This window comes from Agrobacterium sp. BT-220-3, assembly GCF_025910175.1.
GTDB lineage: Bacteria > Pseudomonadota > Alphaproteobacteria > Rhizobiales > Rhizobiaceae > Agrobacterium > Agrobacterium oryzihabitans.
Genome location: NZ_JAPAIX010000002.1, coordinates 283,506 through 302,678, shown reverse-complemented (window position 1 = coordinate 302,678; position 19,173 = coordinate 283,506). Strand labels below are relative to the sequence as shown.

Here is a 19,173-nt window from a genome sequence, read left to right as displayed (position 1 = left end):
TCGGGACCATGAAGTTCGTTTCCTATTGGCACGACACGGCGCCCCTGTTTGCGGGGGCGGCGCAAGGTCCCGTCGAAGGTCATTATGACGTCGCCGTCATCGGTGGAGGTTTCACGGGTCTCGGTGCTGCGCGCCAGCTTGCCAAGGCGGGCGCGCGCGTTGTCGTTCTGGAGGGCGAGCGCGTCGGCTGGGGTGCCTCGGGCCGCAATGGCGGGCATCTCAACAATGGTCTTGCTCATTCCTATCTCTCCGCCAAGGCGGAGCTTGGCAAAGAACGCGCAATCGCCCTCTACAGGGCGCTCGATGCTTCCATAGATACGCTGGAAGCCCTGATCGCTGAAGAAGGCATAGACTGCAATTTCCGCCGCTCGGGCAAGCTGAAGCTCGCCTCCAAGCCGCAGCATTTCGAAGGGCTGGCGAAGAACTTCGAGGCGCTGCATGCCGAGGTCGATCCCGACACAGCGCTGCTGTCCGTCGCCGACCTCAAGGCTGAGATTGGCTCGCCCTTTTATGGCGCCATGCTGTCGAAGAAGAGCGCCATGATGCATATGGGCCGCTATGTGGCGGGCCTCGCCGAGGCTGCGAGCCGACATGGTGCGGTGATCTTCGAAAATGCGGCGGTGACGAAGCATATCCAGAACGGCAGGACCCACGCGCTGGAAACGCCGCGGGGCAAGGTGACGGCAGATAATGTTCTGGTGGCGACCGGCGCTTACACGCCGTCCGGCTTCGGTTATTTCCGTCGCCGCATCATCGCTGTCGGTAGTTTCATCATCGCGACGCGACCGCTGACGGATGCCGAGGTCAGGGCTTCGGTTCCGGGCAACCGCACCTATGTCAACTCCATGAATATCGGCAATTATTTCCGGCTCGCGCCGGATAACCGGCTGATCTTCGGCGGCCGTGCGCGCTTTTCCGCCACGTCGGACCAGCGTTCGGACGCCAAAAGCGGTGCTATCCTGACGGAAAGCCTGCATCGCATTTTCCCGCAGCTCTCGCATGTGCCGATCGATTATTGCTGGGGCGGTCTGGTGGACATGACCAAGGACCGTTATCCGCGTGCCGGTTTCCATGACGGCGTCTGGTACGCCATGGGCTATTCCGGCCACGGTGCGCAGCTTTCCACCCATCTCGGCATGATCATGGCCGACGCCATTCTCGGACGGCCAGATAACAATCCCCTGAAGGGACTGGAATGGCCGGCGGTGCCGGGTCATTTTGGCAAGCCCTGGTTCCTGCCAATCGTGGGCCTCTATTACAAGATGCTGGATAAGATTCAGTAGAGCGCGGTCGCTTTCCTGTCGCTCAGTTTTTTTACAAACCGTCCTCCACACTCGATGTCATCCTCGGGCTTGTCCCGAGGATCTGTCCACCTATCGTAAAATCAATCGGTAGCAGATGCTCGGGACAGGCCCGAGCATGACGGAGGAGAGGTTTGTGGGCGTTTCATCAGTCTAACAGCAGCGGTTCGGCCGTTTTTTGCTGCACCCACACAAAAAGAAGGGCCGCATCGCGGCCCTTTAGGCGGGGAGAAAGAAACAGTCCTCAGGCAAGTCCGCCGATGTGAAATGTCTTTATTTCCAGATACTCCTCGATGCCGATCTGCGAGCCCTCGCGGCCGAGGCCGGATTGCTTGACGCCGCCGAAGGGCGCGACTTCGGTGGAGATCGCCCCGGTGTTGAGGCCGACCATGCCGAATTCCAGCGCCTCGCCCACACGCCAAGCGCGTTTCAGGCTTTCGGTATAGAAATAAGCGGCGAGGCCGAAGGGCGTGCCGTTGGCGATGGCGATGGCTTCTTCTTCCGTCTCGAAACGGAAGAGCGGGGCGACAGGTCCGAAGGTCTCTTCGCTTGCCAGCCGCATCCCGGTCGTGGCGCCAGTCAGCACCACGGGGGCGGTATATTGAGGACCTTCCGGCAGATCATGTGGTTTGGTGATGATCTTTGCACCCTTGGAAACGGCGTCATCGATATGGGCGCGGATCTTGGCGATGGCCGGTTCGTTGATCATCGGGCCGATGGAAACGCCTGCCTCGGTTCCGGGTCCGACCCGCATGGCATCGACGCGATCCGCCAGTTTTTTGGCGAAGGTGTCATAGACGCTCGCCTGAACGAGAATGCGGTTGGCGCAGACGCAGGTCTGGCCGCCATTGCGGAATTTCGAAACGAGCGCGCCTTCGATGGCAAGATCGAGATCGGCATCGTCGAACACGATGAAGGGCGCATTGCCGCCAAGCTCCAGCGACAGCCGCTTGACGCTGTCGGCAGCACCACGCATCAAAAGCGAGCCGACGCGGGTGGAGCCGGTGAAGGAAATTTTCCGCACCGTCTCGTTCGCCATGATCTCATTGCCGATCTCCGTCGGCATGCCGGTGACGATGTTGATGACGCCTGAGGGGATACCGGCCCGTTCGGCGAGAACGCCGAGCGCCAAGGCTGAATAGGGCGTGAATTCCGAAGGCTTGATGACGACGGTACAGCCGGCGGCGAGGGCGGGTGCCACCTTGCGGGTGATCATGGCGTTCGGAAAATTCCACGGCGTGATGATGCCGCAGACGCCGACAGGTTCCTTCAGCACGACGATACGGCGATCCGGTGTGGGTGAGGGAATGGTGCCGCCGCTGATGCGCCGCGCCTCTTCCGCGAACCATTTCACGAAGGAGGCACCATAGCGGATTTCACCCTTCGCCTCGTCGAGCGGCTTGCCCTGTTCCGTAGTCAGGATCAGGCCAAGATCGTCGACATGCTCGATCATCAGCGCAAACCATTTTTCTAGAAGCGCTGCGCGCTCCGCGTGGGTTTTCTTTTTCCACGGGCCGAAAGCGGCGTTGGCGGCTTCGATCGCCGCGTGGGTCTCCGCGCCGCCCATATCCGGCACGGTGCCGATCACCGCCTGTGTCGCAGGATCGATCACGTCGACCACTTTGCCCGATGCGGCCGTTTTCCATGCGCCGCCGATCAAACCCGTCTGGCGAAAGAGTTCCTTGTCCTTCAAGCCCTGCATCATCTCTCTCCGAAATCAGTCGAGCGCCGCGAGAATTGCGGCCGTTATGGCATCCGTCTTGTCCTTGCCCGGCACCGTGCCGATACCCCGGCCGGTCGCCGTTTCCAACGCCGCCATGATCCTGACGGCCGCGTCCGTTTGGCCCAGATGCTCGAGCATCATGGCGCCGGACCAGATGGCCGCGATGGGGTTGGCGATGCCGAGATGGGCGATATCCGGGGCGGAACCGTGCACCGGCTCGAACATCGACGGCGCGCTGCGGTCGGGATTGATATTGGCGGAGGCCGCAAAACCGAGGCCGCCCTGGATGGCTGCGCCGAGATCGGTCAGAATATCGCCGAAGAGGTTGGAGGCGACCACCACATCAAGGCTTTCCGGCGCCATCACCATGCGGGCCGCCATGGCGTCGATATGATAGCTCGATACCTCGACGTCTGGATATTCCGCAGCGAGCCTGTGGGTCATCTCGTCCCAGAACACCATCGAATATTTCTGGGCATTGGACTTGGTGACGGAGGCGAGCTTGCCGCGACGCTTCTGCGCCTGTTCGAAACCGAAGCGCAGGATGCGCTCCACGCCCTTACGCGTGAAGATCGAGGTTTCGACGGCAACCTCGTCGTCAGTGCCCTGATGCACGCGCCCGCCTGCACCGGAATATTCACCCTCGGTATTTTCCCGGATGCAGAGAATGTCGAACCCATCCGCTTTCAGCGGGCCCTGCACGCCGGGCAGAAGCCGATGAGGGCGGATATTGGCATATTGCACGAAAGCCTTGCGGATCGGCAGCAGCAGGCCGTGCAGCGATACGGAATCCGGCACCTCCGCCGGCCAGCCGACTGCACCGAGCAGAATGGCGTCGAAGCCGCGCAGGGTCTCGATACCGTCCTGCGGCATCATCGCGCCGGTTTCCTTGTAGAAGGCGCAGGACCAGGGGAATTCGGTGCCTTCGAGCGCAAAATCGGAGCCTTTAGCGGCGGCGTTGAGAACCTGCCAGGCGGCATCAGTCACGCTTTTGCCGATGCCGTCTCCGGGAATGAGTGCGATGCGATGCGTTTTCAAGACATTTCCCCTGTTACAGTCCGATAAGGACGCTTTTGCTCTTGCGGTTGGCGAGATAGGCCTCCCGTCCGAGATCTTTGCCGATGCCTGAGCGTTTGTAACCACCGGTCGGCAAAATATGGTCGCGTGAGCGGCCATAACGATTGACCCAGATCGTTCCCGCCTGAATGGCGCGCGACAGGCGCATGACGCGCGAGATATCGCGGCTGAAAAGACCCGCTGCCAGACCGTAGGTCGGATGATCGGCAAGCGCCAGCGCCTCTTCTTCCGTGCGGAAGGTCTGCAATGTCAGCACCGGCCCGAAGATTTCCTCGGTAACGGCGGGTGAGGTCTGGTCGACATTGGCGATCAGCGTCGGCTGGTAGAAATAGCCGGGGCCGTCCATGTTTGCGCCGCCCGTCAGGCATTCGCCGCCATGGGCGACTGCCGCCTGAACGATGCCGTCGATGCGCCTGCGCTGCACTTCGGAGATGATCGGCGAATATTGCGTGGTCTCGTCCCAGGTCGGGCCGGGCTTCACCGTCTTCATGCGGGCAATGATCGCGGCGGAAAGGGCGTCGGCCGCACTTTCCTCAACGATGATGCGCGAGCCGGCCACGCAGGCCTGCCCGGCATTGGAGAGAATATTGCCGGCGATGGCGGCTGCAGCTTTTTCGATATCGGCATCTGCAAAGACCAGCTGCGGGCTTTTGCCGCCCAGTTCCAGCGTCATGGGCTTGATGCCGGTGCGGGCGATATTGGCCATGATGGCGGCGCCCGCTGCGGTGGAGCCGGTAAAGCTGACCTTGGAGATATCAGGGTGCCCGGTGATGGCATTACCAGTCACGGGCCCATCGCCGAGCACGATGTTGATGAGACCGGCGGGCAGTCCGGCCTTGATCGCCAGCTGCGCCATGAAAATACTGGAGAAAGGTGTCATTTCCGATGGTTTCAGCACCACGGCATTTCCCGCCGCCAAGGCCGGGCCGAGCTTCCAGCCGGCCATGGAGACGGGGAAATTCCACGGCGTGATGGCGCCGACGACGCCATAGGGTTCGGTCATGATCATGCCGAGGCTCGCATCGTCGGTCGGCACGAGATCGCCGCCTTCCTTGTCCGCGAATTCGGCGAAGAAGCGGATCTGTTCGGCGGTAACGGCGATATCGCCCGCAATAAGCTGGCCCACCGGCCGTGTCGAGGACAACGCCTCGATTTTCGCCAGCGTCTCGGCTTCCGCTTCAATCAGGTCGGCCCAGCGCTGCAAGACCTTGGTGCGCTCACGCGGCCGCACGCCGCCCCAGTTGTTGCTCTTCAGCGCGGCCTTGGCGGTCTGCACCGCCTCATCGACCAGCGCCGCATCGGCCTTCGGGCAGCCGGCATATTCGATGCCGTCCGAGGGGCGGTGCATGTCGATGCCATTTTTAGCCGGGATCAGCCGGTCGCCGATGAAATGGCCGATCGGCAGGGACAGGCTGTCTGGATCGAAGCTGAGCGTCATGGGGAATCCTCTGTGGATATGCCTTTACGCTACCCCCTGATGGCAAGCAGCATCCACCAACTGCGGTGTGGGTGGTGAACGAAAATCCTGTTTTGCAGGCGGCACACGGCGCAATCTTCGGCGCGCATAAGTCCCTCATTGAGAATTGCGGCAGCCGGGCCAAAAGACGATCAGGCATGATACCCATACCGGCATCGGTCTGACATCCTGTTGCGGGCTGGCGGCTTCCTGCACGCCAGCCCGCAATGCCGAAAATTCCGCTTAACAAATCACCCGGTGACCGTAACGTAAATCTTGCGCACGGTTTCGATGGTCTTCCAGACGCCGACGAAGCCGGGCTTCATCACGAAGCTGTCGCCTGCGGTGTAACGCTGCGGTTCGCCACCGTCCGGCGTGATTTCGATAACGCCTTCAACGATGTGGCAAAACTCGAAGGTCTCGCCCTTGATCGAGCGGTTTTCACCGGGGGTTGCTTCAAAGATGCCGGTGCGCACGGTGCCGTCGCGGGCTTCGTCCAGCGCCCAAACCCTGGTTGTCGGATCGCCGGAGACAAGGCGTTCAGGCAGGACCTTGGAGGTCTTCGGCTCGAAAGCGGGATGGGTGTCGATGGTCTTGAGAAGTGGCATGGGTGTCCTTTCCTGGAACGGGATGATCAATATCCGCGATTGCGGTCGACGAGGCCGAGCGGTTCGAGACCGGACTGGTATCGTTTGATGTTCTCGACAACGGTGCGGGCGGCGGAATGCGGCTGGGTGACGCTGGCGATATGCGGCGTCAGGAGAATTTTCGGGTGCGACCAGAAGCGATGGTCTTCCGGCAGGGGCTCCGGATCGGTGACATCGATGACGACGCCTGAAAGCCAGCCGCTATCCAGCGTGTCGATGAGAGCCTCGTGGTCAAGCTGTTTGCCGCGCCCGGCATGAACCAGGCCAGCCCCTTCGGGCAGCATGGCCAGATGCTCGGCATTCAGAAGCCCTGTCGTCTCGTCGGTCAGCGGCAGCAGGCAGACGAGAATATCGCTGGTGGAGAGGATGGTGGCCAGCCCCTCAGCGCCATGAAGGCAGGTCACGCCATCGATGTCGCGCGGTGAGCGGCTCCAGCCGGAAAGCGGGAAACCGAAAGGTTTCAGCCGCTCCAGCGCCGCAACGCCCAGCATGCCGAGACCAAGAACGCCCACCCGGCACTCTTCCGCCTGCCGCTGCGGCAGGGCCTTCCACAATTGCTCGCGCTGCTGGTTCAGATAGACCGGCAGGTTGCGGTGAAGGGCAAGCACGCCGAGGCAGATATATTCCTGCATCATGCGGATGATGCCCTCATCCACCATGCGCACGACTTTCACCGTTTCGGGGATGGTCTCGATGTGAAACTGGTCGACGCCCGCGCCGATCGAAAACAGCACTTCGAGATTGCGATACCGGGCGATATCCTGCGGCACCGTCCAGGTGATGAGGTAACGGACGGCATCCGGATCGACACTGGACGCATCCATCGAAAACGGTAGATCAGGCAGCTCTGCGGCCAGAGCCTGCCGGAATATCTCGCCGCGCTTTGCGTCGGAATTGAAGAGAAATGTCATCTGAAATCCATGCTTCCCGAAGGTTTAAGCCGTGCAGCGGCGGCCAAGCGTTTCCAGTATCGACTGGCAGGCGGAAAGTTCGCTTGTCGTTATGAACTCGTCCGGTTTGTGGGCGCGGCCGATATCGCCCGGCCCGCAGATGATGGCGTCGATGCCCGCCGCCTGGAACAGCCCCGCCTCCGTGCCGTAGCTGACGGCGGCGAGACAGGCGGTGCCGGTCAGTTCCTCCAGAAGCAGGACGAGCGGAGTATCGGCCGCCAATGAAAGCGCCGGATAATCGCTCATCGGCGTCCAGTCGATATCGATGCCCTTTGCGGCAAATGCCTCCACGCTCTCCCGCACCGGCTGCAGCAGGGCAAGTGGCGAGACGCCTGAAATGGCCCGTGCCTCCAGCTCGATGGCTGAGAAATCGGGGATGATGTTGATCGCCTGACCGCCTTTGACCGTGCCGATCTGAAGCGAGGAATAGGGTGGCTCAAAGGTTGCTTCGAACGGTCCGCGCGTCAGCGCATCCGCCGTCTCGACGGCCTTCGCCATAATGCTCGTCATCAGGTGGATGGCGTTCAGGCCCTGATCGGGACGCGACGAATGGCCGGAGCGGCCACGGATGGTGATGCGTGCTGCGGCCTTGCCCTTGTGAGCGCGCACGGCCCGCATATGGCTTGGCTCGCCGATGATCGCCCCCGCCGGTCTGGCGCACAGCTCCGGCAATCGGGCAATGAGGTGGGGAACGCCACGGCAGCCCGCCTCCTCGTCATAGGAAAAGGCAATGTGTATGGGCCGCTTCAGCGCCATGCGTGAAAAAGCCGGAGCTGCGGCGAGAACCGCGGCCAGGAATCCCTTCATGTCGGTGGTTCCGCGTCCGTAAAGACGGTCTCCCTCGGTTCTGAGCGTGAAGGGATCGGAAGACCATTCCGGCTCTCCGGCGGGAACCACATCCATGTGGCCGGACAAAATATAGCCGGCGGCGTCGGCAGGGCCGAAGGTGGCAAACAGATTGGCGCGGTCGCCTTCGGGCCCTGATAGTAGTGATACTTTCGCGCCGTGGCTCTCCAGATAATCGGCAATCCATCCGGCAATGTCGCCATTGGCGGTGCCAACCACCGACGGAAAACCGACAAGACGCTCAAGGATTTCGATTGCGTTCATGGCCGTCTCCGCTGGCCGGCCGCTTACGCTTGACCGGATTGTGATCGCAAAAGCTTAGAATGGTCTGCGGCGTTTATCTGCCGAAATGCGGATGATTTCGGTAGATTGTTGTGTCCTTCCAGTGCTTTCAGGAAATTCGTGCTGGTGAGGCTGGTTATCTTCGGGTGTCGTGGCTGGGCTGCCTGGACCGAATGACGGTTCCGCGCAGAAGGGATGAGGGCCGTTTGGTATGGACCTGCTCAAAGTCGATAGTTTCGAGTTGCGGACGGTGGATATCGCCGAAGTGGATGCCGATCATCTGCATGCGCTTTCCATGGCTGTCGGGTGGCGTTATCACGCAAATGAATGGTGTTTCCTGCGCCAGTGCGGCGTTGGACTTGCCGCGCTGGACGAGATTGACCGCGTTGTCGCAACCGCGATGCTCTTTCCGTATGACGAGGGTTTTGCAACACTCGGCATGGTCATCGTTTCCCCACGCCTGCAAGGGCAGGGCGTCGCACCATGGCTGGTGCGGCAGTTGATCGCGAAATTCCCCACCGTCTCCCTGCGGCTGAACGCGACGGACGTGTCGCGGCGGCTGTTTTCCGGGCTCGGCTTTGTGGGAGATACGGAAAAAGTGCATCTCCTTCGGGGAAAGCCGCTGTGCCCTGTCGAAATGCCCACACCTGGTAAGAAAAGAAGGATCGAGCCGCTGTCGGAAGATCATCTGGCGGACGTGGTGGCGATCGACCGGCTAGCCTTCGGCGTCTCGCGCCGTGGCGTCCTCCAGCGGCTTCTGAAGGAGAATACGGGTTACGGATTGTTCGAGGCGGATCACCTCATCGCTTTTGCATTGCGCCGAGTGGCGGGGCGAGGCCACATCGTCGGCCCGGTCGTTGCGCGCGAGGAAACCGATGCGATCGCGCTGGTCCAGCGGCATTTTGCCGATCTGGACGATCAGCTGGTGCGCCTCGATGCCGTGTGCGACAGCGGGCTTTTCACCGATTTTCTGGTGCAATCCGGGTTGGTGGCGATCGAGACGCTGACCACCATGTCGAAAGATGGGCCTCAACCGGTCGGCTGGGGTGCGGCGAAAATTTTCGCGCTGGCAGGTCCGTCTTTGTGCTGAGCTGCGGCACTATCGCAATTGACGCCCCGCCGCTTGGCCCGTATGTCAGAAGCCGACGGTTCCTGAAGCCGAAGGGCAAAGGGATTAATAGGGAACATGGTGCGGGTGATGTTTTTCGCCCAATGCCGTGGCTGCCCCCGCAACTGTAAGCGGATTGCCGTTCATCCCCGTGACGCCTGAAAGCGTCATGCCACTGTATCCTCCGGGATACGGGAAGGCAGATGAACGGTGCATATTCGCGAGCCAGGAGACCTGCCGTCATAATATGGACCATCGTTACGGGCGGGGATGCCCGGAAGAGGAGCTGATTATGACCTTTCCGTCTGCGGAAACGTATTCCGTGCCCCGTTCTCCATCTCCACACGCCATCCGTTTGTCGCCACGCGTTTTGATACGCGCCGCTTCGGATCACGCCACCCAATTTAGACTGGAGAACATATGTTTCATTTCAAACACCTGCCGGTTACTGCCGCTCTTATGGCTGTCGCATTTGCGGCCGGCACTGCCCATGCCACTGAGACCGTCTATCCGCTGACGATCAACAGCTGCGGCGAGGATATCACCTTCAGGCAGGCGCCTTCGCGCACTGTCTCCGTTGGCCAGAGCACGACAGAGGTTCTTTATCTGCTCGGTGTTGCCGACAGGGTGGTTGGCACGGCGCTGTGGATCGGCCCGGTTCTGAAGGGTTACGAGGAGGCCAATGCAAGGGTTGAGCGGCTGGCTGACAATGATCCGAGTTTTGAGGCCGTGGTCGGCAAGAAGCCGGACCTTGTGACGACGCAGTTCCAGTGGCAGATCGGTCCGGAGGGTGTTGTCGGAACATCGGCGCAATTCGCCGAGCTAGGTATCCCCGTCTATACCTCGCCCGCCGATTGCATGGGCAAGGACAATTCCGGCGGCGGCGATGGCGTGCGCAACACCGTCTTCACCATGGACCTCATCTATCAGGAAATCCGCGACCTCGCCAAGATCTTCAACGTGCAGGATCGCGGCGAGGAAGTTGTTGCCGACCTGAAGAAGCGCGAAGAGGCAGCCCGCACCAAGATTGCATCGGCGAATGGCAAGCTTTCCGCCGTCTTCTGGTTCTCCAGCGCCGAGCTCGATATCGATCCCTATGTGGCCGGCCGCAAGGGTGCGCCGGGTTACATCATGTCCGCGCTCGGGCTGAAAAATGTCATCGAAAGCGATGAGGAATGGCCAACCGTTGGCTGGGAAACCATCGCCAAGGCCAATCCGACCGTGATCGTCGCCGGCCAGATGGATCGCCGCCGTTTCCCTGCCGATGATGTTGCCGTCAAGCGCAAGTTCCTTGCGACCGATCCGGTTGCCAGCATCATGCCGGCCGTCAAGGACAAACACGTCTTTGACATGGACGCACAGGCGATGAACCCGACCATCCGCACGATTGAGGGCATCGAAACGCTGGCCGAGGCGATTTCCGCCGCCGGCCTAGCCAAGTGAACGGTTTTTCCGTCCATCTCGGCAGGGTGGGTCTGGCTTTTGCCGCACTCGCCCTGCTGCTTGTTGCGCTGATGGCCGGTGCGGCCATCGGCGAAACCGCCATTCCGTTCGATGTGGTGGCGAAAACCATCGCCAACCGTGTCTTCCACGCGGGTTATCCGCTGGAGCCGCTGGATGAGGGCATCGTCTGGAGTTACCGCCTCAGCCGCGCCGTCGTCGCCGCCTGTTGCGGTGCTTCGCTGGCGCTGGCCGGTGCGGTGCTGCAATCGCTTTTGCGCAATCCGCTCGCCGATCCCTATATTCTCGGCATTTCCGCAGGCGCTTCCACGGGGGCAGTCGCCGTGGCGCTTCTGGGCTTCGGCGCCGGGTTCCTGACGATGCCGGCGGGCGCCCTGATCGGGGCTTTTGTTGCTTTTTCGCTGGTCAGCCTTTTGGCGGTCAGGGCCGGTCACGGCAACAGCGCGATCATTCTGGCGGGTGTCGCCGGTTCGCAGCTGTTCAACGCCATGACCTCGTTCATTGTCACAAAATCCGCCAATGCCGAACAGGCGCGCGGCATCATGTTCTGGCTTCTGGGCAATCTTTCGGGCGTGCGCTGGCCGGATGTGTGGCTGGCCTTGCCGGTCTGCCTCGCCGGTCTTGCGGTATGCCTCTGGTATGCCCGCGCGCTGGATGCTTTTGCCTTCGGCGGCCAGGCCGCAGCCTCGCTCGGCATCCCCGTGCGCTGGGTCTATGCGGTGCTGATCTCGGTTTCGGCGATCATGACGGCGGTCATGGTGTCGCTGGTCGGCTCCATCGGCTTCGTCGGCCTCGTCATTCCGCATGCGGCGCGTATCTTCGTCGGCGTTCGCCATGGGCTGTTGCTGCCGGTGACGGCGCTGACCGGCGCGATTTTCATGATCGTCGCCGATATTCTCTCCCGCATCGTCATTCCCGGCCAGGTCCTGCCGATCGGGGTCATCACCGCGCTCGTCGGTGCGCCCGCCTTTGCCTTCATCCTCGGGCAGAAAAGGGGTCGGTCATGAGATTGTCCGCCCACGATCTGCATTTCCATGCCGGCAACATTGAAATCGTCCGCGGCGTTTCACTGGATGTCGGTTCCGGCGAGTTCCTCGGCATTATCGGGCCGAACGGTTCAGGTAAAAGCACGCTTCTTTCCATGCTGGCCGGCATCCGCAAACCGCGCAGAGGTCACGTCACGCTTGGCGAGGAGCCGCTTGCCTCATTCGGACGGCGCGAGCTTGCCCGCAGGCTCGCCTTTGTGGAACAGCAGGCCGAAACCACCGAACGTATCAGCGCGCGACAGGCTGTCGAACTTGGACGCACACCGTATCTCGGCCCGCTTTCCGCATGGTCGTCAAAGGATGATGCCATCGTCGATGCGGCGCTTGAAAATGTCGACATGGCGGACAAGGCGGATCGCAACTGGCATCACCTTTCCGGCGGCGAACGCCAGAGGCTGCACATCGCCCGCGCGCTGGCGCAGGAGCCACATATCCTGCTTCTGGACGAGCCGACCAACCATCTCGACATCGGCCACCAGATCGGCCTGCTCGATCTGGTGCGCCGGCAGGGCCTTACCGTCGTCGCGGCGCTGCACGATCTCAATCACGCGGCCATGTTCTGCGACCGCGTCGCCATCTTGCACCGGGGCGAATTGATCGCGGTCGGTCCGCCGCAGGATGTTCTGACTTCGGCGACGATCGCTTCCGTTTTCGGGGTGCAATCCGTTGTCACCACCGATGAGGGCGGCTTTTCCCACATTCGTTTTCTGCCCGCCCACGGGGCGGCCGATCATGCAAGGAAAGTACTGGCACGATGATGAAACTGATTGCTCCTGACGCGAAATGGCTTTGCGCTTTAGCTGGCATTGCCTTGGCGGCAAACGCAGTTTTTCCCCTTCCCGCCACAGCCGAAACTTTCGAGGTGAAGATGCTGAACCGGGGCGAAAAAGGCCCGATGGTGTTCGAACCCGATTTCCTCGAAATCGCTCCCGGTGATCGCGTTCGCTTCGTGCCGACCCACAAGAGCCACAATGCCGCGACCATCGAGGGCATGGTTCCTGAAGGCTTCGAGGGGTTCAAAAGCCGGATCAATGAAGAATTCGAGACCGGTTTCGAGCAGCCGGGTTTTTATGGCATCAAATGCTCACCGCATTATGGCATGGGCATGGTCATGTTGATCAAGGTGGGCCAGGCAGCCTTGCCGCACAGCTACAAGACGGTGGATGTGCCCGGTCGCGCGAAGCCCCGCTTCGAGGAATTCTTCGAACGGGCGGAAAAATGAGGCGGGGGCGGAAGTCTTGAGTGGCGGTTTGGATCGTCCGGGAGGGTGCAGGCAAAGTCCGAAAACCTCTCCTCCGTCATGCTCGGGCCTGTCCCGAGCATCTGCAACGCATTGATTTTGCGATAGGTGGCTGGATCCTCGGGACAGGCCCGAGGATGACGTCGTGCACGCGGATAGTGAAGGTGGCTGCGGCGTTCCTCAGATCTTTTCGGAAATATCCGGCTTAACCGCACAGACCGCATAACGGTGCTGCAGGCCGCGCAAAATGCCCTTCAAGAGGCTGAAATTCTTCGCCTGGGCGCGATGAATCGCCTGAAGCTGCTGATCGATTGCGACGGGCTCGAACCCCGTTTTGCGCAGAAGTGCTGCGACATCGCCGGCTCTTGCGCCCTTTGAAAAATAGACCCGCGACAGAATGCTGTTGAATGTATTTTCCGGATCCGCCGGCCTGTGCGGCTGGTCGGGTTTCACAAGGCCGATATTTTCCAGACCGGCAGCCAGTTTCTTGACCAGTTTTTCGCGCCAGCCGGTATTGACGAAATCACCGTCGACGATCAGAAGCCGTCCACCCGGTTTCAATACGCGGAACCATTCGGCAAAACTCGCCTGCGGATCCACCAGCGTCCACACCAGATGGCGCGTGATGATGACGTCGGCGCTTTCGTCCGGCTCCATCGTGTTTTCGGCATCTCCGACGAAAAAGCGAATGTTGCGTCCACGGCTTTTCGCTTTTTCCCTGGCAAGCGCCAGCATGGTTTCTGACCAGTCCATACCGGTGACCTGAAAACCGAGATCGTCCATCAGATGCGAGATGACGCCGGTTCCGCTGGCGAGATCGAGTGCCTTGCGGCCTTCACCCTGTCCCAGATGCTTCAAAACCAGCGCATGCCAGGCGGCGCGCTCCTCTTCCGAGAAAATTTCATGCCCTGGCGAAAGGTCGAAGGTTGCGGCGCGGCCGGACCAATAAGCCTTGATTTCGTCTCTCAGGCTGTCGTTTTTGCCATACTGGATAGTGTCGATCATTAGACTTCAACTCATGCGCCGGTCAGTTGAGAACGGCTCTAAAACATAAAACTTGACTAGTATAGTCAGAAAATAATACAGCCGCGCCAGTCAACACTGGAGAGCAATATCCGATGCGCATCTCAGCCAAATCTGCGGCACTTGCCCTTGGCCTTCTCGTCTCCGCCGCCTGGCCGGCATTTGCCGAAAAGGTCACCGTCAAGGATGTGACGGGCCGGGATGTCGAAGTCAACGTCCCTGTTTCGCATATTATCCTCGGCGAAGGTCGGCAGATCTATTTCCTGGCGGCGCTCGACAAGGACAACCCTTTCCAGCACGTGGTCGGCTGGCGGGACGATCTGGCGAAAGCCGATCCGGAAACCTATGACGCCTATATCTCCAAATATCCTGATATCGCCAAGCTCCCGACCTTCGGCGGCATGAAGGATGGCACTTTCGACATCGAACAGGCGGTTTCGCTGAAGCCGGACGTGATCCTGATGAACATCGACGCCAAGACGGCGACGGAAGAGGCGGGATACATTGAAAAGCTCGCCAAGGTCGGCATTCCCTTGGTCTACGTCGATTTCCGTGAAAAGCCGATGGAAAATACCGAGCCGAGCATGCGCCTGATGGGCAAGCTGACCGGCAAGGAAAAGGTTGCGGAGGACTTCATCAAGTTCCGCGCCGATTCCATCGCCAGGGTCACCGATACGCTTGAAAAGGCCAATCCGAAGAAGCCCGTCGTGTTTATCGAGCGCGCCGGCGGTTACTCCGACGATTGCTGCATGTCCTTCGGCAACGAGAATTTCGGCAAGATGGTGGAACTTGCCGGCGGCATCAACATGGCCAAGGGCATCATTCCCGGCACCTTCGGCACCGTCAATCCGGAACAGATCATCGCGTCCAATCCGGAGCAGATCATCATCACCGGCGGTAACTGGAACGGTTATGTTCCGGGCGGCAACTGGGTCGGCGTCGGTTATGGCGCGGATGTGAAGGAAGCACACCGGAAGCTGGAAAACCTGACCAAGCGCCCGGCCTTTACCGGCGTGCAGGCGGTGAAGGACGGCAATGTCCATGCCATCTGGCACCAGTTCTACAACAATCCCTACCAGTTCGTGGCCATTCAGGAAATTGCCAAGTGGCTGCATCCGGACCTGTTTAAGGATCTCCATCCCGAGGCAACTTTCAAGGAATTGCATGCCCGCTTCCTGCCGCTCGATTACAAGCCCGGCTACTTCGTTTCGCTGAAAGACGCGAAATAAGACAGGGACGGTGAAGAGGAGCGCCGTCTGATCCATGGATGAAGCCGCAGCCATGCGGCTTCATCATTTTCTTTTGGAACTCAATGAGGACTTCTCATGCGGCTCAACGCTCTCAGGCATCTTGCGGTGCTGGCTTTCTCTCTTCTCGCTATGCCCGCTTTGGCAGCGGAGATCACCGACGTCACCGGACGCAAGGTCGAGCTGGATCTGCCGGCCAAGCGTGTCCTCGTCGGCGAGGCACGCCAGATTCATGTCATCGCGACGCTCAAGGGCGACCAGACTTTCGACAACATCGTCGGCTGGCGTGATGATCTTCTGAAGAAAGACCCCGACAGCTACACGGCCTATGTGAAACGTTTTCCGCAGATCGAAAAACTGCCGCGTTTCGGTTATCTGCCGCAGGGCGACTTCAGCCTGGAAACGGCGATCACCCTCTCGCCTGATGTCATTACCCTCAATCTGGAAACAGAAAAAACCGCCAAGGAAAGCGGCTTCGAAGAAAAGGCTGCTGCCGCCGGCATCAAGATCGTCTATCTCGATTTCCGCATCGATCCCGACAAGAACAGCGAAGCTTCGATTGAAATTCTCGGAAAACTGTTTGGTGCTGAAGAGCGCGCCAGGGAATTCATTGCCTATCGCCGCGCGGAAATCGCCCGCGTGACAGACCGGATTGCCAGCGCCAAGGACCTGAAGCGTCCGAACGTCTTCATCGAGCGCTCGCCCGGCATTTCCGGCGAGAACAATTGCTGCCGCACCTTTGGACCGGCCAATTTTGGTGCGATGGTTGATCTGGCTGGCGGCCACAATATTGCTGATGGCATCATCAAGACGACCTTCGGCGATCTCAATCCAGAGCAGCTCGTCGTTGCCGATCCGGACCACATCATCGTCACCGGCTCGAACTGGGCGGCGGAATCCGACATCAACCAGTTCGTTCCTCTTGGGCTTGGCGCAGACATGGCGCTCTCGCGCGAACGGCTGGCCGGCCTCATGAAGCGTACGCCGTTTCCGGAACTGAAGGCTGTCAAGCAGGGCAATGTCCATGCCGTCTGGCACCAGTTCTACGGCGCTCCTTACGAGTTCCTGCCGATCCAGCAATTCGCCAAGTGGTTCCATCCCGATCTCTTTGCCGATCTCGATCCGGAAAAGAACTTTGAGGAATTTTACCGGAAATTCCTCCCCGTGACCTATAAGCCGGGCTATTTCGCCTCCCTCGAAAAAGGTACGACTGAATGACTTCGTTGAATGAAGACGCCATTGGCGTGAGCGGGCGCGATCAATATCGCGCCCTTGCCGCTCGAAGGATCGTCATTCTGTTCGGGCTTTTTATCGCCCTGTGTTTCAGCATGGCCGCCGACATGGCGCTCGGCCCGGCGCGCTATACGATCTCCGAAGTTCTGGCGACCATTGCCGATCCGGCTGCTGCCGCAAACCAGCTGCGGGTGGTGATCTGGGATATCCGCATGCCGATCGCGCTGATGGCGGTTACCGTCGGCGCGTCTCTGTCGGTTGCGGGTGCGCAGATGCAGACCATCCTGTCCAACCCTCTTGCGAGCCCTTTCACGCTTGGCATTTCGGCGGCGGCAAGTTTCGGCGCGGCGCTTGCCCTCGTCGGTGGCGTGGCGATCTTTCCAGGCGCTGTGCATTACATGGTACCGATCAACGCCTTCATCATGGCCATGGTCGCGGCCCTGTTCATCCATTTCGCCTCGACGATGCGCGGTGTGACCGTGGAGACAATCGTTCTCCTCGGCATCGCGCTGGTATTCACCTTTAATGCGGCCCTGTCGCTGCTGGAGTATCTGGCCTCCGAACAGGCGCTCGCCGCCGTCGTGTTCTGGACCATGGGCAGCCTGACGAAGGCGACATGGGAAAAGGTCTATATTACCGCTGCCATTCTCGTCATCACCGTGCCGATGTTCATGCGCAATGCCTGGGCGCTGACCGCACTCCGGCTGGGCGATGATAAGGCGGCGAGCATGGGCATCAATGTCCGGCGGCTGCGGTTGACGACCATGCTGACGGTCAGTCTTTTGGCGGCCATTCCGGTCTCCTTTGTCGGCACCATCGGTTTCGTCGGGCTGGTCGGTCCGCACATCGCCCGCATGGTGGTGGGTGAGGATCAGCGCTTCTTCCTGCCCGGATCGGTGATCTGTGGCGCGCTGCTTCTGTCGGCCACCTCGGTCATCAGCAAAATCCTCATTCCCGGCGCAATTCTGCCGATCGGGGTCATTACGGCGCTTGTCGGTGTACCGTTCTTTTTCGCGCTTATTTTCGGCAACAGGAGACGCGCATGGTAGCGCTCGCACTGAAGGATGTCGGCGCCGCCTATGGGCGCACCACCGTTCTCTCCAAGGTCGGCATCGATACGCTGGAAAGCGGCAGCGTCACAGCGGTCATCGGCCCGAACGCAGCCGGCAAGTCGACGCTTTTCAAGCGCATCGCCAGCCTGATTTCGGGTCCCGGACTGGTCGAACTTTCCGATACGGCGCGCGGTAAGCGTGCTATCTGCTACATGCCGCAGGATACCGGCGCCAATGCCGTGCTGACGGTTTACGAATCCGTGCTGCTTTCCGCCAAGCAGGGCGGCGGCTGGCGTGTGCATGACGATGAATTGTTCGAGATCGACGCCATTCTCAAGGCGTTGAAAATCCACGATCTCGCCTTTCGCGGTCTGGGCGAACTGTCGGGTGGCCAGCGCCAGCTCGTGTCGCTGGCGCAGGCGCTGGCGCGCAAGCCGGAAGTGCTGTTGATGGACGAGCCGACCTCCGCGCTCGATCTTCACCGGCAGATCGAGGTTCTGGGCTTCGTCACCGAGCTTGCCCAGAAGACCGGCATGATCGTGCTGATCGCCTTGCACGACCTCAATCACGCACTTCGTTATTGCGAGAATACAATGGTAATCGCCCGCGGCGAAATGGTGGTGAGCGGTAGCACCGAGGCGGTGATAACCTCGGCGATGCTGCGCGATATCTATCGCATCGATGCGCGCATCGAGCCCTGTTCGCAGGGCAGGCCGATGGTCATCGTCGACGGGGCGATCTGACGGATGAGGACCCGGCCGCATCCGCTGCCGGGTCCGATTGCCGACGCCTCAGACACGTCCTGCGCAGACCGAGGCGCGAGTTAAGCTCGCACAAATTCTTGATAATTATAGTCATGAAATATCTGTTCGATCCGCAGTTTGAATGCTAGAGGTTTGGGCGGAAAACTGCGTTGTCATTTTGGGGCCGGCAGTGTCGTTGATCCTTCAGATTTCTCTCGGTTGAGACATGGGCATACGGGAAGATGACAAGCGTTATAACGCTTACGTCGCGCATAGGGTCGACCTGATCAAATACGCCACCCTGATTTTAGGGTCGCGGGCGGATGCGGAGGACGTGGTTCAGGAAGCATTCCTGAAATTCGTTCCGGAAGCCTCCGGCAATCCCTCCAACCTCAAATCCTATCTTTTTCGCATCGTTCGCAATCTTGCGCTCGACAACCGCCGGCGCAACCGGCAAGACCTGCGGGAGCGACCGGATGACACCCCCTTCTGGGGCGTGCCGCAGGACCACGGAACGCCGGAAGAGCATGCGCTGTTCTGCGATGAAGTTCGGCAGATGCAGACAATTCTGGAGACCCTGCCGGTTCAGGCGCGCGTGGCATTGGAAATGCACAGATTCGGTGGTTACAATATGGAGGAGATCGCTCGTCACCTTGGCGTGTCCGTGGCCAGCGCTCACCGCCTGATCAAGGGTAGCATTGCCGCGATTACCAGAGAAATGAAGTGAAATTGCCCTGA

The 19,173-nt window shown here is 60.3% G+C and carries 18 protein-coding genes and 1 riboswitch; of the genes, 11 read left to right on the top strand and 7 right to left on the bottom strand.

The window, feature by feature from the left end:
- Positions 1 to 8 precede the first annotated feature (8 nt).
- The gene (locus OK142_RS07920; RefSeq protein ID WP_498682026.1) at positions 9 to 1,283 is read left to right on the top strand and encodes an NAD(P)/FAD-dependent oxidoreductase; all 1,275 of its coding nucleotides are present in this window, start codon (positions 9 to 11) and stop codon (positions 1,281 to 1,283) included.
- Between the two features lie 262 nt (positions 1,284 to 1,545).
- Here the strand turns inward: OK142_RS07920 and OK142_RS07915 are convergent, their stop codons facing one another.
- The 6 genes from OK142_RS07915 to argE form a co-directional block, all read right to left on the bottom strand.
- Complete coding sequence (locus OK142_RS07915; protein WP_498682551.1) at positions 1,546 to 3,003, bottom strand: NAD-dependent succinate-semialdehyde dehydrogenase; 1,458 nt, start codon at positions 3,001 to 3,003, stop codon at positions 1,546 to 1,548.
- A 15-nt stretch (positions 3,004 to 3,018) separates the two neighbouring features.
- Positions 3,019 to 4,062: a tartrate dehydrogenase gene (locus tag OK142_RS07910; protein WP_498682024.1), complete on the bottom strand. Its 1,044-nt coding sequence runs from the start codon at positions 4,060 to 4,062 to the stop codon at positions 3,019 to 3,021.
- A gap of 13 nt (positions 4,063 to 4,075) precedes the next feature.
- A complete protein-coding gene (locus OK142_RS07905; protein ID WP_498682022.1) occupies positions 4,076 to 5,539 on the bottom strand; it encodes an aldehyde dehydrogenase family protein in 1,464 nt (487 codons plus the stop codon).
- 269 nt (positions 5,540 to 5,808) lie between these two features.
- Positions 5,809 to 6,165 (bottom strand): cupin domain-containing protein, encoded by a 357-nt coding sequence (locus OK142_RS07900; RefSeq protein ID WP_035243536.1) that lies wholly within the window; start codon positions 6,163 to 6,165, stop codon positions 5,809 to 5,811.
- Positions 6,166 to 6,191: 26 nt separating this feature from the next.
- On the bottom strand, positions 6,192 to 7,115 hold the full coding sequence (locus OK142_RS07895; protein WP_498682020.1) for a 2-hydroxyacid dehydrogenase: 924 nt from the start codon (positions 7,113 to 7,115) through the stop codon (positions 6,192 to 6,194).
- Positions 7,116 to 7,139: 24 nt separating this feature from the next.
- Entirely contained in the window at positions 7,140 to 8,264 is a 1,125-nt protein-coding gene (gene argE, locus OK142_RS07890) for an acetylornithine deacetylase (RefSeq protein ID WP_498682019.1), read from the bottom strand.
- A gap of 229 nt (positions 8,265 to 8,493) precedes the next feature.
- On the opposite strand from argE, the gene OK142_RS07885 reads away from it, so the two are divergent.
- The 5 genes from OK142_RS07885 (at position 8,494) to OK142_RS07865 (ending at position 13,119) form a co-directional block, all read left to right on the top strand.
- Positions 8,494 to 9,372 carry a GNAT family N-acetyltransferase gene (locus OK142_RS07885; RefSeq protein ID WP_498682016.1) on the top strand — a complete coding sequence of 293 codons (879 nt, stop codon included), beginning with the start codon at positions 8,494 to 8,496 and terminating at the stop codon, positions 9,370 to 9,372.
- 39 nt (positions 9,373 to 9,411) lie between these two features.
- Positions 9,412 to 9,646: riboswitch (cobalamin riboswitch) on the top strand.
- 164 nt (positions 9,647 to 9,810) lie between these two features.
- Positions 9,811 to 10,833, top strand: coding sequence for an ABC transporter substrate-binding protein (locus OK142_RS07880; protein ID WP_498682015.1), 1,023 nt, complete (start codon positions 9,811 to 9,813; stop codon positions 10,831 to 10,833).
- The gene (locus tag OK142_RS07875; RefSeq protein WP_498682013.1) at positions 10,830 to 11,858 is read left to right on the top strand and encodes a FecCD family ABC transporter permease; all 1,029 of its coding nucleotides are present in this window, start codon (positions 10,830 to 10,832) and stop codon (positions 11,856 to 11,858) included. Before OK142_RS07880 ends, OK142_RS07875 begins: the two co-directional genes overlap by 4 nt.
- Positions 11,855 to 12,655 (top strand): ABC transporter ATP-binding protein, encoded by an 801-nt coding sequence (locus OK142_RS07870; protein WP_498682012.1) that lies wholly within the window; start codon positions 11,855 to 11,857, stop codon positions 12,653 to 12,655. The genes OK142_RS07875 and OK142_RS07870 overlap by 4 nt, the downstream gene beginning before the upstream one ends.
- Positions 12,652 to 13,119, top strand: coding sequence for a pseudoazurin (locus tag OK142_RS07865; protein WP_498682010.1), 468 nt, complete (start codon positions 12,652 to 12,654; stop codon positions 13,117 to 13,119). The genes OK142_RS07870 and OK142_RS07865 overlap by 4 nt, the downstream gene beginning before the upstream one ends.
- Positions 13,120 to 13,317: 198 nt before the next feature.
- On the opposite strand, the gene OK142_RS07860 is transcribed toward OK142_RS07865, so the two are convergent.
- Positions 13,318 to 14,142 carry a class I SAM-dependent methyltransferase gene (locus OK142_RS07860; protein ID WP_498682008.1) on the bottom strand — a complete coding sequence of 275 codons (825 nt, stop codon included), beginning with the start codon at positions 14,140 to 14,142 and terminating at the stop codon, positions 13,318 to 13,320.
- Positions 14,143 to 14,255: 113 nt separating this feature from the next.
- Here OK142_RS07860 and OK142_RS07855 point away from each other — a divergent pair, with 113 nt between their 5' ends.
- From OK142_RS07855 to OK142_RS07835, 5 genes are all read left to right on the top strand, one after another.
- Positions 14,256 to 15,389, top strand: a complete 1,134-nt coding sequence (locus OK142_RS07855; RefSeq protein WP_498682007.1) for an ABC transporter substrate-binding protein — start codon at positions 14,256 to 14,258, stop codon at positions 15,387 to 15,389.
- A gap of 96 nt (positions 15,390 to 15,485) precedes the next feature.
- Entirely contained in the window at positions 15,486 to 16,625 is a 1,140-nt protein-coding gene (locus OK142_RS07850) for an ABC transporter substrate-binding protein (protein ID WP_498682005.1), read from the top strand.
- Complete coding sequence (locus OK142_RS07845) at positions 16,622 to 17,689, top strand: FecCD family ABC transporter permease (RefSeq protein WP_003500477.1); 1,068 nt, start codon at positions 16,622 to 16,624, stop codon at positions 17,687 to 17,689. Before OK142_RS07850 ends, OK142_RS07845 begins: the two co-directional genes overlap by 4 nt.
- Positions 17,683 to 18,435, top strand: coding sequence for an ABC transporter ATP-binding protein (locus OK142_RS07840; RefSeq protein ID WP_080837625.1), 753 nt, complete (start codon positions 17,683 to 17,685; stop codon positions 18,433 to 18,435). Before OK142_RS07845 ends, OK142_RS07840 begins: the two co-directional genes overlap by 7 nt.
- Positions 18,436 to 18,661: 226 nt before the next feature.
- Entirely contained in the window at positions 18,662 to 19,162 is a 501-nt protein-coding gene (locus OK142_RS07835; protein ID WP_020813249.1) for an RNA polymerase sigma factor, read from the top strand.
- Positions 19,163 to 19,173: the final 11 nt, after the last annotated feature.